Source organism: Streptomyces sp. NBC_00341 (genome assembly GCF_041435055.1).
GTDB lineage: Bacteria > Actinomycetota > Actinomycetes > Streptomycetales > Streptomycetaceae > Streptomyces.
The window spans coordinates 5,639,001-5,654,467 of record NZ_CP108002.1 but is presented as its reverse complement, the minus strand read 5'-3'; the positions used below and the strand labels follow the sequence as shown (position 1 = coordinate 5,654,467).

General features: G+C 72.1%; 15 protein-coding genes. 7 read left to right on the top strand and 8 right to left on the bottom strand.

Annotated elements, in window-relative coordinates; all coding sequences use genetic code 11:
- Positions 1–52 precede the first annotated feature (52 nt).
- Positions 53–352: an LPXTG cell wall anchor domain-containing protein gene (locus OG892_RS25625; RefSeq protein ID WP_328865642.1), complete on the top strand. Its 300-nt coding sequence runs from the start codon at positions 53–55 to the stop codon at positions 350–352.
- A 36-nt stretch (positions 353–388) separates the two neighbouring features.
- Here the strand turns inward: OG892_RS25625 and hutH are convergent, their stop codons facing one another.
- From hutH to OG892_RS25600, 5 genes are all read right to left on the bottom strand, one after another.
- Positions 389–1,939, bottom strand: coding sequence for a histidine ammonia-lyase (hutH, locus tag OG892_RS25620; protein ID WP_328695788.1), 1,551 nt, complete (start codon positions 1,937–1,939; stop codon positions 389–391).
- Positions 1,940–1,997: 58 nt separating this feature from the next.
- Positions 1,998–3,206 carry a diguanylate cyclase domain-containing protein gene (locus OG892_RS25615; RefSeq protein WP_371630383.1) on the bottom strand — a complete coding sequence of 403 codons (1,209 nt, stop codon included), beginning with the start codon at positions 3,204–3,206 and terminating at the stop codon, positions 1,998–2,000.
- 99 nt (positions 3,207–3,305) lie between these two features.
- Entirely contained in the window at positions 3,306–4,118 is an 813-nt protein-coding gene (locus OG892_RS25610) for an enoyl-CoA hydratase-related protein (RefSeq protein ID WP_328865644.1), read from the bottom strand.
- A 77-nt stretch (positions 4,119–4,195) separates the two neighbouring features.
- A complete protein-coding gene (locus tag OG892_RS25605) occupies positions 4,196–5,380 on the bottom strand; it encodes an adenylate/guanylate cyclase domain-containing protein (protein WP_327338712.1) in 1,185 nt (394 codons plus the stop codon).
- A gap of 121 nt (positions 5,381–5,501) precedes the next feature.
- Positions 5,502–6,365 (bottom strand): biotin--[acetyl-CoA-carboxylase] ligase, encoded by an 864-nt coding sequence (locus tag OG892_RS25600; RefSeq protein WP_073732476.1) that lies wholly within the window; start codon positions 6,363–6,365, stop codon positions 5,502–5,504.
- A gap of 133 nt (positions 6,366–6,498) precedes the next feature.
- Between OG892_RS25600 and OG892_RS25595 the strand changes: the two genes are divergently transcribed.
- From OG892_RS25595 to OG892_RS25580, 4 genes are all read left to right on the top strand, one after another.
- Positions 6,499–8,082 carry an acyl-CoA carboxylase subunit beta gene (locus tag OG892_RS25595; protein ID WP_073732477.1) on the top strand — a complete coding sequence of 528 codons (1,584 nt, stop codon included), beginning with the start codon at positions 6,499–6,501 and terminating at the stop codon, positions 8,080–8,082.
- Between the two features lie 14 nt (positions 8,083–8,096).
- Positions 8,097–8,303, top strand: coding sequence for an acyl-CoA carboxylase epsilon subunit (locus OG892_RS25590; protein WP_073732478.1), 207 nt, complete (start codon positions 8,097–8,099; stop codon positions 8,301–8,303).
- Positions 8,304–8,377: 74 nt separating this feature from the next.
- Positions 8,378–8,521: a morphogenic membrane protein MmpB gene (mmpB, locus tag OG892_RS25585; protein WP_199884270.1), complete on the top strand. Its 144-nt coding sequence runs from the start codon at positions 8,378–8,380 to the stop codon at positions 8,519–8,521.
- 61 nt (positions 8,522–8,582) lie between these two features.
- Positions 8,583–9,200, top strand: coding sequence for a nucleoside triphosphate pyrophosphatase (locus OG892_RS25580; RefSeq protein ID WP_073732479.1), 618 nt, complete (start codon positions 8,583–8,585; stop codon positions 9,198–9,200).
- Between the two features lie 96 nt (positions 9,201–9,296).
- Here OG892_RS25580 and OG892_RS25575 read toward each other — a convergent pair whose 3' ends face one another.
- The gene (locus OG892_RS25575) at positions 9,297–9,755 is read right to left on the bottom strand and encodes a hypothetical protein (protein ID WP_371630382.1); all 459 of its coding nucleotides are present in this window, start codon (positions 9,753–9,755) and stop codon (positions 9,297–9,299) included.
- A gap of 391 nt (positions 9,756–10,146) precedes the next feature.
- On the opposite strand from OG892_RS25575, the gene OG892_RS25570 reads away from it, so the two are divergent.
- Together OG892_RS25570 and OG892_RS25565 are read left to right on the top strand one after the other, a co-directional pair.
- Positions 10,147–11,901, top strand: coding sequence for a biotin carboxylase N-terminal domain-containing protein (locus tag OG892_RS25570; RefSeq protein WP_371630381.1), 1,755 nt, complete (start codon positions 10,147–10,149; stop codon positions 11,899–11,901).
- A 157-nt stretch (positions 11,902–12,058) separates the two neighbouring features.
- Positions 12,059–12,742: a TetR/AcrR family transcriptional regulator gene (locus OG892_RS25565; RefSeq protein ID WP_328865647.1), complete on the top strand. Its 684-nt coding sequence runs from the start codon at positions 12,059–12,061 to the stop codon at positions 12,740–12,742.
- Positions 12,743–12,773: 31 nt separating this feature from the next.
- Here the strand turns inward: OG892_RS25565 and OG892_RS25560 are convergent, their stop codons facing one another.
- Both OG892_RS25560 and OG892_RS25555 read right to left on the bottom strand, forming a co-directional pair.
- A complete protein-coding gene (locus OG892_RS25560; protein ID WP_073732483.1) occupies positions 12,774–13,727 on the bottom strand; it encodes a DeoR/GlpR family DNA-binding transcription regulator in 954 nt (317 codons plus the stop codon).
- A 198-nt stretch (positions 13,728–13,925) separates the two neighbouring features.
- On the bottom strand, positions 13,926–15,365 hold the full coding sequence (locus tag OG892_RS25555; protein ID WP_073732484.1) for an NAD(P)H-quinone dehydrogenase: 1,440 nt from the start codon (positions 15,363–15,365) through the stop codon (positions 13,926–13,928).
- Positions 15,366–15,467 lie beyond the last annotated feature (102 nt).

The window sequence follows — 15,467 nt, the reverse complement described above, 5'->3', positions numbered from 1 at the left end:
GCAGCACCGGCCGCAGGCCTAACTCGCGGCTGTCACAAGGGGGATCGATTCCGTGGCCAGCACCCGCCGCCCGCTCCTGACCGCCACTGCCGCGGGAACGCTGCTGTGCGCCCTCTGGTTCGTCCCGACGGCCACCGCGACGGGCGAGACCACCGGCGCCCAGGACGCACCGGGCCGGACGGCCGCCATCGAGGCGATGGGCGCCAGCGGCGCGCAGAGCGCGAAGCTCGCGGACACCGGTACGGGGACCGACACGACCCCGTACCTGATCGGGGGCATGGCGTTCCTGGGCATCGGCGCGGGCTTCGTCACCTACTCCGCCCGCCGCACGGGCCCGCTGCCGGCGCACTGACGAGCACGCGGCAGCGGGCGTTCCGGGCGGCAGACCTCAGGCGAGCTTCCCCGTCACCGGCTCCACCGCCGCGACGAGCCCGCCCGCGCGCACGAAGGCGTCCGCGGCGGCCAGGTCGGGCGACAGGAAGCGGTCAGGCCCCGGGCCCTGCGCACCGGCCGCGCGCAGCGCCTCGACGGCCGCCAGCGAGGCGGGCGCCGGGGTCAGCCCCTGCGCGGCGCGCAGCTCGACCGCGCGGGTGGCCGCGTACAGCTCGACGGCGACGATCCGGGCGAGGTTGTCCACGGCGGTACGGAGCTTGCGCGCGGCCGACCAGCCCATCGAGACGTGGTCCTCCTGCATCGCGGAGGACGGGATCGAGTCGGCGGAGGCCGGTACGGCGAGCCGCTTCATCTCGCTGACCAGGGCCGCCTGGGTGTACTGGGCGATCATCAGGCCGGAGTCGACGCCCGCGTCGTCCGCGAGGAAGGGCGGCAGCCCGTGCGAGCGGTTCTTGTCGAGCAGCCGGTCGGTGCGGCGCTCGGTGATCGAGCCGAGGTCGGCGGCGACGATCGCCAGGAAGTCCAGGACGTACGCGACCGGCGCGCCGTGGAAGTTGCCGTTGGACTCGACCCGGCCGTCGGACAGCACCACCGGGTTGTCCACGGCGGCGGCCAGCTCGCGGTCCGCGACGAGGGCGGCGTGGGCGAGGGTGTCCCGGCCGGCGCCGTTGACCTGCGGGGCGCAGCGCACCGAGTAGGCGTCCTGGACGCGGGGCGCGTCGTCCTGGTGGTGGCCGGTGAGGCCCGAACCGGCCAGCACCCGGAGCATGTTGTCGGCGCTGGCGCCCTGGCCGGGGTGCGGGCGGATGGCGTGCAGCTCGGGGGCGAGGACCTTGTCCGTGCCGAGCAGGGCCTCCAGGGAGAGGGCCGCGGTGATGTCTGCCGAGGTGTAGAGGTTCTGGAGGTCGGCGATGGCCATGACGAGCATGCCGAGCATCCCGTCGGTGCCGTTGAGGAGTGCGAGGCCCTCCTTCTCGCGCAGCTCGACCGGGGTGATGCCGTGGGCTGCGAGGAGCTCGCCCGCGGGGCGCACGGTGCCGTCGGGGCCCTCCGCCTCGCCCTCGCCCATCAGGGTCAGCGCGCAGTGCGAGAGCGGTGCCAGGTCGCCGGAGCAGCCGAGCGAACCGTACTCGTGAACGACGGGTGTGATCCCGGCGTTCAGGACGTCGGCCATGGTCTGCGCGATCTCCGGCCGCACGCCCGTGTGGCCCGAGGCGACCGTCTTCAGCCGGAGGAACATCAGCGCCCTGACGACCTCGCGCTCGACCCGCGGACCCATGCCCGCGGCGTGCGAGCGGACGATGTTGCGCTGGAGCTGGGCGCGGAGCTCCGGGCTGATGTGGCGGCTGGCCAGCGCCCCGAATCCGGTGGAGACGCCGTAGACCGGCTCGGGCTTCGCGGCGAGCGCGTCGATGACCTCGCGGGCGGCGGCGAGTGCGGCCACCGCGGCGGCGGAGAGCTCGACACGGGCGTTGCCGCGGGCCACGGCGATGACGTCCTGGGCGGTGGTACCGGACGTCCCCACCACGACTGTATGCATATCCATATTCAGAAGCGTACGGATTGAATCTCTTCATGTCACTAGTGGTCGCCGGGTTGACCCCTTACCGATCGGGCGGCTCGGCCGAGGGGCGGTTGCCGCGCAGCCGGCGGCGGTCGTGGGCGGCCTTGGGCGGGGAGTCGGCCAGCCGGATCACCTCTCCGTCGCGCCCCGCCACCACGGGCCGCAGCGAGCGGGCGGCCTTCGCCCGGTACTGGGCCGCGTCCGCGAGCCGGAACAGCCGCCGCGCGGAGACCACCGGGCCGATCGGGTCGCCGGTGGAGGCGATCCCGCAGGCGACCCCGTTGCCGAACTCCAGCTCGGCCGCCCGCTCGCACAGCTCGGTGGCCACCGCCACCACCTCGTCCGCGCCCGGCCCCACCGCCAGCAGACAGAACTCGTCCCCGCCGAGCCGGGCGGAGAGCGCTCCGGGCAGCATCGCGCCGCACCGGGACAGTACCGAGCCGAAACGTTCCAGCAGACGGTCTCCGACCGCGTGGCCGTGGGTGTCGTTGACCCACTTCAGCCCGTTGAGATCGCAGACGGCCAGGCTGACCACCGAACCGTCCGCCCGGTGCCGCTCCACCGCCTCGTCGAGGCGCATGTCGACGGCCCGCCGGTTGGCGAGGCCGGTCAGCGGGTCGGTGAAGGCGAGCTTGCGCACCTCCTCCAGTCGCTCCGTCTGGGAGATCCCGGCGGCCACCACCGCGGCCAGCACGGTGGCGAAGTCCGCGTCCGCCCGCCCGAACACCGGCTCCCCCACCGGCCGCGCCACATACAGCTCGCCCCAGGCCCGCCCGTGCAGCACGATCGGCGCCACCACACAGCAGCCCCGCCCGCGCCGGCGCAGGGCCGCCACCCGCTGATGGCAGTAGCCGTGCCGGTGACCGTGCGCACCCGCCGCCCCGGCCGTCCGGCCACCGTCCGCGGGCTCCGGCTCCACCGGACCGTCGGCCGTCTCCACCCAGGCGTCCGGCTCACCGCCCCCGGCCCACCGCTCGTGGAGGAACTCGGTGATCTCCGGGAACTGGTGGACCGGGTACGTCTCCTCGTCGGGGAACTCCTCCTCCCCCTCGACCCGGTCGCCCGCGTTCACCAGGACCCGCAGCCGCCCGCGTCCGCGCTCCCAGACCGACAGCGCGGCGAAGCTGCCGCCCAGCGCCTCGCAGGCCCCCAGCGCGGCCGCCCGCCAGCACCCCCGCGGGGTGTGTGCCGCCGCCATCGCCTGTGCAAGCGAAACCACGGCCCGGAGCCGCGCATCATCACCACCCATCACAACAGCTTATGTAGATTTGTGACGATTTGATCAGTTTTCAGTCGTGATCATGCGCGGTGCGTCGCAAGGCAATCACTGAGCGTTACCTCGTTCACGTCATTCGCCGGGCCAGTTCGGCTTCCGCTTCTCGTTGAACGCGGCGACCCCCTCCGCGCGGTCGCCGGAGAAGGCCACAGAGCGCCACGCGGAGTCCTCCACCTCCAGGCCGGCCCGCAGATCGAGCCCGTGCCCGAGCCGCAGCGCCCGCTTGGCCGCCCGCAGGCCCACCGGGGAGTTCCCGGCGATCCGCCCGGCCAGCGCCAGCGCCTCCGAGCGGTCCTCGCCCGCCGCCACCAGCTCGTCGACCAGCCCCAGCTCCCGGGCCTCCGCCGCCTCCACCCGGCGGGCGGTGAAGATCAGCTCGGCCGCCCGCGCCGCCCCGATCCGGCGCGGCAGCAGCTGGGTGCCGCCGCCGCCCGGGATGACCCCGACGGAGACCTCGGGCAGGCCCACCAGCGCGGTGGCGTCGGCCACGATCAGATCGCAGGACAGCGCCAGCTCGAAACCGCCGCCGAGCGCGAACCCGTGCACCGCGGCGATCGTCGGCATCGGCAGTTCGAGGACACCGGTGTAGGCGGCGCGGGCGGTGGGCCGCTGCCGCACCAGGTCGGCGTCGGTGAAGGAGTTCCGCTCCTTGAGGTCCGCCCCCACGCAGAAGGCCCGCTCATGGCTGGAGGTGAGGACGGTGACCCGGACGTCCGGGTCCGCGGCGAGCGCGGCACAGGCGGCGGCGATCGAGCGCGCCATGTCCGTGGACACCGCGTTCATGGCCTTCGGCCGGTCGAGGACCAGCTCGGCGACGTGCTCCAGGCCCTCGTGACCCCGTACGACGACGAACTCCCCGAACCGCTGCTCGGACGTGACGGTCATGGCTGCACCCCTGTTCGGTTAACGAGCGTTACCGGAGGGATCCTAGAGCTCTCGCGTAAAAGGGGGTCCGGAACGCGTCAGGAGCCGCCGCGACGGGCCAGCAGCCAGGGTTCCACGACGCCGAGGCCGCGCACCGGGCGCTGCCACATCGGCTGGAGCCCATAGCGGTACTTGGGCACGGGCATCGGCTCCTCGCCGTCCGCGCCCTCCCGGCCGGCGCGCTCGGCGGCGGCAGCGGCCTCCTCCGCGGCCCGCGCCTCCGAGGCGGGTGCGTCGCCGGTACGGGTCAGCTCCTCCGCGAACGCCCCGTCCACCAGGACGGCGTCCTTCGGCGCTATCGAGGTGAGCCGGCTGGCGAGGTTCACGGTGGTGCCGAACACATCGCCCATCCGGGTGGTGACCGTGCCGAACGCGATGCCGACGCGCAGCGCGGGCATCTGCTCGTCCAGCGTCATCGCCTCGATCAGGCGCAGCGCGATCTCGGCCGCGGTGCCCGCGTCGTCGGCGGCGAAGAGGACCTCGTCACCGAGGGTCTTGATGAGCCGGCCGCCGTGGGCGGCGACCAGGTCGGCGCAGGTGGTCTCGAAGGCCTCGACGAGTTCGCCGAGCTCCTCCTCCTCCAGGCGGCGGGTGAGCCGGGTGAAGCCGACGAGGTCCGCGAAGCCGACGGCCAGCCGGCGGTCGACCATCTCGTCGTCGTCCGCCGCCTGCACGACCCGGCCGGTGGCGGCGGCGAGCTGGCGCCGCCACACGTAGACGAGGAACTCCTCCAGCTCCGGCAGGAGCAGCTCGACCAGCGGGTAGGTGACCTCGGTGCGGGTCATACCGGGCTCGGGCGGCTCGGTCAGGCCCTCCAGGAAGGAGTCGATCTGCCACTCCGCCAGCCGGGCGGTGGTCTGCCCGGTGGACCGGGCCACCTGGATCGCCATCGGCTCGCTCAGCAGCCCGGCCTCGACCAGACCGGAGAGCCGGCGCAGGGCCAGCACGTCCGCCTCGGTCAGCGCCTTGGCCTGGCCGATGTCCGCGAAGCCCATGGCCCGCCAGAACCGTGACGCCAGGTCCATCGAGACGCCCGCGGTCCGGGCGGCCTGGAACGGGGTGTAGCGCCGGTCGGCGCCCAGGATCAGCGCTTCCAGCCTGATCGCGAGGGGGTCGTCGGTCGGCTCCGCCGTGTGGTCGACTTCGTGATGGGGTGTCGCGTGGACCGATGGGTCCGACGAGGGCTCCGAGCCATCGCCGGACGTCGTGTCGTCGACGGTCACCAGCCGCCTCCTGCCCGTTCCCTGCGCACTGCCCTGCCGATCTGTCGGTGGATCGCCTCAACGATACGGCAGGTGTGCCCTACCTCACGTCCTCAGTCCGCCCCGACCTGGGACGCGCCGCTCAGGTCAGACCGCCCGCGGCGCCCCTCAGGTGCACGATGTCGCCCGCGGAGACGGGCTCCTGGAGGCCGTCTCCGACCGACAGGACGAGGCGCCCGTCCCCGTCGATCGCCACCGCCTCCCCGGTGAGCGTGCGGTCGCCCGGCAGCTGGGCCCGCACGGTGCGCCCGAGCGTCGCGCAGCCGGCCGCGTACGCCTCCTGGAGGCCGCTCGCGGCCGCGTCCCCGTCCGCCGCGCGCCACTTCCCGTACCACTGCTCCAGCGACCGCAGCACGCCCCTGAGCAGCGTCTCGCGGTCGGTGGAGACCGCTCCGGCCAGGGCGAGCGAGGCGGCCGTGGGGGCGGGGAGCTCGTCCTCGCGCAGGGAGACGTTGAGGCCGATGCCGATGACGACGCCGTCCCCGGCGCGCTCGGCCAGGATGCCGCCGGCCTTGCGCTCCTGGGCGTCGACGGTGACCAGCAGGTCGTTGGGCCACTTCAGTGCCGTGTCGACGCCCGCGGACCGCGCCAGGCCCGTCGCCACCGCGACCCCGGTGAGCAGCGGCAGCCAGCCCCAGCGCTGGACGGGCACCGCGCCGGGCTTCAGGTAGACGGAGAAGAAGAGGCCCGAACGGGCCGGTGCGGTCCAGGTCCGGTCCAGGCGTCCCCGTCCGGCGGTCTGCTCCTCCGCGACCAGGACGGTGCCCTCGGCGAGCCCGGCGGCGCGCGCCGCGAGGTCGGAGTTGGTCGACCCGGTGGCGTCCACGACGTCGAGGGCGCTCCACAGCCCGTCGGGGCGGAGCAGACCGCGCCGCAGCGCGGGAACGTTCAGGGGCGGCCGGTCCAGGTCCGACCAACGGTTGTGAGACGCATCCGAGGGTGTCATGCAAGCCACCCTAGGTGTGTCAAACGACGCACTGCCGAACCGTATCCGCGCCGATACGCTACGGGGCAGTAGCTGTTCATCCGCTGATCAGCAGCACAGTCGTCCCCGTGACCAGGCAGGGAGCCGCAACCCGATGTCCGAGCCGGAAGAGACCGACATCCACACCACCGCGGGCAAGCTCGCGGACCTGCAGCGCCGCATCGAGGAGGCGACCCACGCGGGGTCCGCCCGCGCGGTGGAGAAGCAGCACGCGAAGGGCAAGTTGACGGCGCGCGAGCGCGTGGACCTGCTGCTGGACGAGGGCTCCTTCGTCGAGCTCGACGAATTCGCCCGGCACCGCTCGACGAACTTCGGGATCGAGAAGAACCGGCCGTACGGGGACGGTGTCGTCACCGGGTACGGCACGGTCGACGGCCGCCCCGTCTGCGTGTACTCGCAGGACTTCACCATCTTCGGCGGCTCGCTCGGTGAGGTCTACGGTGAGAAAATCGTCAAGGTGATGGACTTCGCGCTGAAGACCGGCTGCCCGGTCATCGGCATCAACGACGGCGGCGGCGCCCGTATCCAGGAAGGCGTGGCGGCGCTGGGCCTCTTCGCGGAGATCTTCCGGCGCAATGTGCACGCCTCCGGTGTCGTCCCGCAGATCTCGCTGATCGTGGGACCGTGCGCGGGCGGCGCGGTCTACTCCCCCGCGATCACCGACTTCACGGTCATGGTCGACCAGACCTCGCACATGTTCATCACCGGGCCCGACGTCATCAAGACGGTCACCGGCGAGGACGTCGGCTTCGAGGAGCTGGGCGGCGCCCGCACCCACAACACCACTTCCGGGGTGGCGCACCACATGGCGGGCGACGAGAAGGACGCCATCGAGTACGTCAAGTCGCTGCTCTCCTACCTCCCGTCGAACAACCTCTCCGAGGCCCCGTCCTTCCCCGAGGAGGCGGACCTCGCGGTCACGGACGAGGACCGCGAGCTGGACACGCTGATCCCGGACTCCGCGAACCAGCCGTACGACATGCACACCGCGATCGAGCACGTGCTGGACGACGGTGAATTCCTGGAGACCCAGGCCCTGTTCGCGCCGAACATCCTCACCGGCTTCGGCCGGGTCGAGGGCTATCCGGTCGGCATCGTCGCCAACCAGCCGATGCAGTTCGCCGGCTGTCTGGACATCAACGCGAGCGAGAAGGCCGCGCGCTTCGTCCGCACCTGCGACGCGTTCAACGTGCCGGTGCTGACCTTCGTGGACGTGCCCGGCTTCCTGCCCGGCGTCGACCAGGAGTACGGCGGCATCATCCGGCGCGGCGCCAAGCTGATCTACGCGTACGCGGAGGCGACCGTCCCGCTGATCACGGTGATCACCCGCAAGGCGTTCGGCGGCGCGTACGACGTGATGGGCTCCAAGCACCTGGGCGCCGACATCAACGTCGCCTGGCCGACCGCCCAGATCGCCGTGATGGGCGCCCAGGGCGCCGTCAACATCCTGCACCGCCGCACGATCGCCGCCGCGGAGGATCAGGACGCCACCCGCGCCGAGCTGATGGCGGACTACGAGGACGCGCTGCTCAACCCGTACGTGGCGGCCGAACGCGGCTACGTGGACGCGGTGATCATGCCGTCCGAGACCCGGGCCCACGTGGTCAAGGGACTGCGGCAGCTGCGGACCAAGCGGGAGTCGCTGCCCCCCAAGAAGCACGGCAACATCCCTCTCTAGAAAGGGCTCTGGCCATGATCAAGGTCGTACGGGGCAATCCCACCCCGGAAGAACTGGCAGCCGCGCTCGCGGTCGTCCAGGCACGCGCCGCCGCGGTGGCCGCCGTCTCGTCCGGAGCACCCGAGCTGCCCGGACAGTGGTCCGACCCGGGCCGGGTCGCCCGGCGCGACCGCCATCTGCCGGGGCCGCGCGCCTGGGCGCGTACGTACTGGCCCGGGTAGCGGGTACGCGCGAAAGGGTTGTTGAGTACGCGTACTCAGGCGCCGGCCAGGGCCTCCGCAGCAGGATCGGAAGCATGCTGTGGTCCGATCCCGAGAACAAGCCGCCGAAGGAACTGCGCGACGCCCAGGACATGATGCGGCGCGTGGGACTGGTGCTCGCGCTGGCCATGGTGGTCGCGATGTTCGTCCTGGGCCTGCAGAGCCCCTCCGGCGGTTGAGGAGCGGGGGCCCGGGGCAGCGGGCCCCGGGAGCGGTCCGCGCCTGCGGCTGATTTGTACGATGGCGCGCATGACTGATCCCGCGCCCCGCCGCCTCGTGCTCGCCTCCGCCTCCCCCGCCCGCCTCGGACTGCTCCGGCAGGCGGGCTTCGCGCCCGAGGTGATCGTCAGCGGGGTGGACGAGGACGCGCTGAGCGCCCCGACCCCCGCCGAGCTGGCGCTGGTGCTCGCCGAGGCCAAGGCCGCCGCCGTGGCCGCGCTGCCGGAGGTCGCGGGGGCCCTGGTCATCGGCTGCGACTCGGTGCTCGAACTCGACGGCGAGGCGCTCGGCAAACCGGCCGACGCCGAGGAGGCCACGGCCCGCTGGAAGTCGATGCGGGGCCGGTCCGGGGTACTGCGGACCGGTCACAGCCTGACCGACACCGCGAGTGGCCGGACCGTCTCGGAGACCGCGTCCACGACGGTCCGCTTCGGTGAGCCGTCGGACGCCGAGGTCGCCGCCTACGTGGCCTCCGGCGAACCGCTGCACGTGGCGGGCGCCTTCACCCTGGACGGACGCTCTGCGCCGTTCGTGGACTCCATCGACGGCGACCCGGGCAACGTCATCGGGCTCTCGCTGCCCCTGCTGCGGCGGCTCCTGGGCGAGCTGGGGATCACGGTCACCGAGCTGTGGGCCTGAGCGGAGACGGCCGACCGGCCTGAGCGGAGCCCGTCCGTCCGGGTCAGGCGGCGGAGCCCGTCCGTCCGGGTCAGGCGGCGGAGCCCGTCCGTCCGGTCAGACGGAGGCCGGGGCCACCGGCTTCTCGATGTCCGCCCCGGTGGCCGGTTCCTCGCGGCCGGGGCCGTACGCCACCAGCGTCAGCACGATCAGGCCGAGCACCACCATCATGGACACGAACGCGGTCCAGCCGATCAGCCCCACCGCGAGCGCGCCCAGCACCCCGTGGATGACGGCGCAGCCGATGAGGACGACCCTGGCGATCCGGCCGGGGGCCCGGTCGCGGATGCCGGTCAGCAGGAGCAGCGCACCGCACAGCAGCAGGAACACTCCGGCGATCCCGCCCAGCACCCAGGCGCCGTTGGCCATGACGCCGGGATCCGTCCCCGCCAGGGACATGTCCTGGTTCTTGACGAACGTCGCCATGACACCGTTGACGATCACGACACCCACGGCTTCCGCGACCAGCACGATCGCGGATATGAATGCCACCGGCCTGCGCACCACGGCGCTCACCCCCTGTTACCTGCAGTACGTGCGATAGCGCGGACCCTACTAACGGGTAATGCCCGGGACAAGGGTTTCGACCGCTTCGGGGCCCCGGCGATGGCAATGCGGGCGCCCACCGCATACCGGCGGCCGGGCGCCAGGCAAAGAAATGCGCGGCCGTTAGTAGGAATCAGACAAAGAAACACCGGGCGTCGCTGCCCGTACCGACAGAGACCTGGACCACACCTCGTGGCTACTGTGCGGTTATGGTTCCCGGCGTACCGTGGTTCCACAAGGGATTTCGCGACTTGAGCAGGCCTCGAATCACACTCCGTGTGGGCAAGCTCACCATTGGGGACGGGTCGTAGGGCCGTGTCGGTAGTCCCTAAACTCAGCTTGTTTCAAGGAGGGAGCCATCGTGCGCAAGGTGCTCATCGCCAACCGTGGCGAGATTGCTGTCCGTGTTGCCCGTGCTTGCCGGGACGCGGGGATCGGGAGCGTGGCCGTCTACGCGGACCCGGACCGCGACGCGTTGCATGTGCGTGCGGCCGATGAGGCATTCGCGCTGGGCGGTGACACTCCGGCCGCCAGTTATCTGGACATGGCCAAGGTCCTGCGGGCCGCCGCGGATTCCGGGGCGGACGCGATCCACCCGGGTTACGGGTTCCTCTCGGAGAACGCCGAGTTCGCGCAGGCCGTGCTGGATGCCGGGCTGACGTGGATCGGGCCGCCGCCGCAGGCGATCCGGGACCTGGGTGACAAGGTCGCCGCCCGCCATATCGCGCAGCGTGCCGGTGCCCCGCTCGTCGCGGGCACCCCGGACCCGGTCTCGGGTTCTGCGGAGGTCGTGGCGTTCGCCGAGGAGAACGGGCTGCCGATCGCGATCAAGGCGGCGTTCGGCGGTGGCGGGCGCGGGCTGAAGGTCGCCCGCACGCTGGAGGAGATCCCGGAGCTGTACGACTCCGCGGTGCGTGAGGCGGTTGCCGCGTTCGGGCGCGGGGAGTGCTTCGTGGAGCGCTACCTGGACAAGCCCCGGCACGTGGAGACGCAGTGCCTGGCCGACACCCACGGCAATGTCGTGGTCGTGTCCACCCGTGACTGCTCGCTCCAGCGCCGCCACCAGAAGCTCGTGGAGGAGGCCCCGGCCCCCTTCCTGTCCCAGGCGCAGAACGCGCAGCTGTACGCGGCGTCCAAGGCGATCCTGAAGGAGGCCGGCTACGTCGGCGCGGGCACGGTCGAGTTCCTGGTCGGCGCGGACGGCACGATCTCCTTCCTGGAGGTCAACACCCGTCTGCAGGTCGAGCACCCGGTCACCGAGGAGGTCACCGGCCTCGACCTCGTACGGGAGATGTTCCGCATCGCCGACGGTGAGGAGCTCGGTTACGGGGACCCCGAGATGCGCGGGCACTCCTTCGAGTTCCGGATCAACGGCGAGGACCCGGGCCGTGGCTTCCTGCCGGCCCCCGGCACCGTGACCCTGTTCGCCCCGCCGTCCGGCCCGGGTGTCCGTCTCGACGCGGGCGTCGAGTCCGGCAGCGTGATCGGCCCCGCCTGGGACTCGCTCCTGGCGAAGCTGATCGTGACGGGCGCCACCCGTGAGCAGGCGCTGCAGCGGGCGGCCCGCGCGCTGGGCGAGTTCACCGTGGAGGGCATGGCCACCGCGATCCCCTTCCACCGCGCGGTCGTGACCGACCCGGCGTTCACCGCGGACCCGTTCACCATCCACACCCGCTGGATCGAGACGGAGTTCGTCAACGAGATCCCGGCCTTCGCCGCCCCCACCGACGCCGACACCGACGAGGAAACCGGCCGCGAGACGGTCGTCGTCGAGGTCGGCGGCAAGCGCCTCGAAGTCTCCCTGCCGTCCTCGCTCGGCATGAGCCTGGCCCGCACCGGACTCGCGGCCGGCGCCAAGCCCAAGCGCCGTGCGGCCAAGAAGTCCGGCTCCGCGGCCTCCGGCGACACCCTCGCGTCCCCGATGCAGGGCACGATCGTGAAGATCGCCGTGGAGGAGGGCCAGGAGGTCAAGGAGGGCGACCTGATCGTCGTCCTGGAGGCGATGAAGATGGAGCAGCCGCTCAACGCGCACCGCTCCGGCACGGTCAAGGGCCTGACCGCGGAGGTCGGCACCTCCCTCTCGTCCGGCGCCATGATCTGCGAGATCAAGGACTGATCCCCGCTCCTCGCGTTCCGCCGGCGCCCCTGTCATGTCGTACGACGTGACGGGGGCGCCGCCCGTTGGCGGCCGAAGCCGCCGGGCTCCCGGGCCACTGGGCCGTACGGGCGATGGCATCCTGGACCCCCGCGGCGGAATCAGGGAGGACTGCGCGATGGCGACGAGCACAGCAGGGACACCGGCCCGGCCCATGCGCGCCGACGCGCGCCGCAATTACGACCGGCTGCTGACCGAGGCCCGTACCGCCTTCGCGGAGCACGGCACGACGGCGTCCCTGGAGGATGTCGCGCGGTCCGCGGGGCTGGGGATCGGCACGCTGTACCGGCACTTCCCGACCCGGCACGCACTGATGAGCGCCGTCTTCCAGGAGGCGGTGGCCGACCTGATCGCCCGCTCCCGCGAGCTGGCCGGGGCGGAGCGGCCGTGCGAGGCGCTGGTGGAGTGGCTGGGCACGATCATCACTCATGCGGGTGAGTATCGCGGGCTGGCCCAGGCCCTCATGTCGACGTGCCGGGACGAGACTTCGGCGCTGTCCCGGTGCAATGTGCCGATGCGCGAGGCGGGTTCGGTACTGCTGGCACGGGCCCAGGCGGGCGGGGCGGTGCGCGCGGAGGTGTCCATCGACGACCTGATGCAGCTCACGAACGCGATCGCGCTGGCCGCCGAGCAGTCACCGGACGATCCGGAACTGGCGGACCGGCTGCTGACGCTGACGGTGCGGGGGCTGAGTTGCTCAGGCCCTTCCGGGGGCGACACCCCCCTCTCGGAGAGCGAATCCAGCCCCTCGGGAGACCATTCAAGCCTCCCCGGGGGCCATTCAAGCCCCTCCGGCGATTGAGGAGCGGGGGTCCGGGGGCAGCGCCCCCGGGTCAGCGGCGCCGCAGGTCCGCCACTCTCGCCCGGTCCACCGGGCCCTGGTCCCCCAGCGCCGCCCCCCGCACCGGCTGCGCATGCGTACGCCGCTGCCCCGGAAGCGGCATGTCCCGGCGGTTGCCCCGCCCGGACGCCCCCGGTTCGGCCGACGCCGGGGCCGGAGCACCCCCCGGACCCGCCACCGCGATCTGCACCCCCTGGTCGGCCAGGGCCTGCAGCTCCGCCGCGGCACGGTCGTCGTGCGCGGCCGGTTCGTCCGTCACGAGCCGGGTGATGAGGTCGGTCGGCACCGTCTGGAACATGGTGTCGGAGCCGAGCTTGGTGTGGTCGGCCAGGACCACCACCTCCCCGGCCGCCTGGACCAGCGCCCGGTCCACGCTCGCGGAGAGCATGTTGGACGTGGAGAGCCCGCGCTCGGCGGTGAGGCCGCTCCCGGAGAGGAACGCCCGCGAGACCCGCAGCCCCTGGAGCGACTGCTCGGCCCCGCTGCCCACCAGGGCGTAGTTGGAACCGCGCAGGGTGCCGCCGGTCATCACCACCTCCACCCGGTTGGCATGGGCGAGCGCCTGGGCGACCAGCAGTGAGTTGGTGACCACGGTCAGACCGGGGACCCGCGCGAGCCGACGGGCCAGCTCCTGCGTGGTCGTACCGGCGCCGACCACGATGGCCTCGCCCTCTTCGACGAGACCGGCGGCCAGGTCGGCGATGGCGGTCTTCTCCGCGGTGGCGAGATGGGATTTCTGCGGAAAGCCGGACTCCCGCGTAAAACCGCCCGGCAAGACCGCACCGCCGTGCCGGCGGTCGAGGAGTCCTTCTGCCTCCAGTGCCCGCACGTCCCGCCGTACGGTCACTTCGGAGGTCTGGACGACGCGGGCGAGCTCACGGAGCGATACCGCCCCGTTGGCGCGCACCATTTCGAGGATCAATTGACGACGTTCTGCAGCGAACACGAAACTGACAGTAACGCGATCACCGGAGAGTTCTCAGCAGTTTGCGCTGAATTGCAGAAGTTGTACACACAAAGGGCCGCCAAGTGGTATAGGCGGCCCTGTTGTTGTTCCCTACTGATCGCGAGTGGTCACGGGAACGCCCGAGTTGACGGGAGTTGCCGTGGAATGCCGGGCCCGCCGGGGGGTCCGGCGGAGCCCCTACCCCTCGTCCGCCTGCTTACGGGTGTGCAACTGGCGGGCCACTTCCGCGATCGATCCCGACAGGGACGGATACACAGTGAAGGCGTTTGCGATCTGTTCCACCGTCAGATTGTTGTCGACGGCGATCGAGATGGGGTGGATCAGTTCGCTCGCCCGAGGTGCGACGACACAGCCGCCGACCACGATGCCGGTGCCGGGGCGGCAGAGTATTTTGACGAAGCCGTCCCGGATGCCCTGCATCTTGGCGCGCGGGTTGCGCAGCAGCGGCAGTTTGACGACCCGGGCGTCGATCTTGCCCGAGTCGACGTCGGACTGGCTGTAGCCGACCGTGGCGATCTCCGGGTCGGTGAAGACGTTCGAGGAGACCGTCTTCAGGTTCAGCGGTGTGACCGCGTCCCCGAGGAAGTGGTACATCGCGATCCGGCCCTGCATCGCGGCCACCGAGGCGAGCGCGAAGATCCCGGTGACGTCACCGGCCGCGTAGACGCCCGGTGCGCTGGTGCGGGAGACCTTGTCGGTCCAGATGTGGCCCGAGTCCTTGAGCCGGACCCCGGCCTCCTCCAGGCCCATGCCCGCGCTGTTCGGGATCGCGCCGACCGCCATCAGGCAGTGCGAGCCGGAGATGACCCGGCCGTCGGCCAGGGTGACCTCGACCCGGTCGCCGACGCGCTTGGCGGACTGCGCACGGGAGCGGGCCATCACGTTCATGCCCCGGCGCCGGAACACGTCCTCCAGGACGGCGGCCGCGTCCGGGTCCTCGCCCGGCAGCACCCGGTCCCGGGACGAGACGAGCGTGACGCGCGAGCCGAGGGCCTGGTAGGCACCGGCGAACTCCGCGCCCGTGACACCCGAGCCGACGACGATGAGTTCCTCGGGGAGCTCGTCGAGGTCGTAGACCTGGGTCCAGTTCAGGATCCGCTCGCCGTCGGGGAGCGCGTCCGGGATCTCCCGGGGGTGACCGCCGGTCGCGATCAGCACGGCGTCGGCGGTGAGCGTCTCCTCTGTGCCGTCGGCCGCGGTCACGACGACGCTGCGGGAGCCGTCGGCGGCCTGGAGTCCCTCCAGCCGGCCGCGTCCGCGCATCACCCTGGCCCCCGCACGGGTGACGGAGGCGGTGATGTCGTGGGACTGGGCGAGCGCGAGGCGCTTCACCCGTCGGTTGACCTTGCCGAGGTCGACGCCGACCACGCGCGCGGCCTGTTCTATGTGCGGCGTGTCGTCCGCGACGATGATGCCGAGCTCCTCGTACGAGGAGTCGAAGGTGGTCATCACCTCTGCCGTCGCGATCAGGGTCTTCGAGGGCACGCAGTCGGTGAGCACGGACGCGCCGCCGAGGCCGTCGCAGTCGACGACGGTCACCTCCGCGCCGAGCTGGGCGCCCACCAATGCCGCCTCGTACCCGCCGGGTCCGCCGCCGATGATCACGATCCGGGTCACGAAAAGTCCGCCTCGCGTTTCTCGTCCCTCGGCCGTCTGCTGTCCCGGCCGGGGTCCGGGGGGTCGCCCCGGGGGAATGCAGTACGTACTTCATTGTCCCGC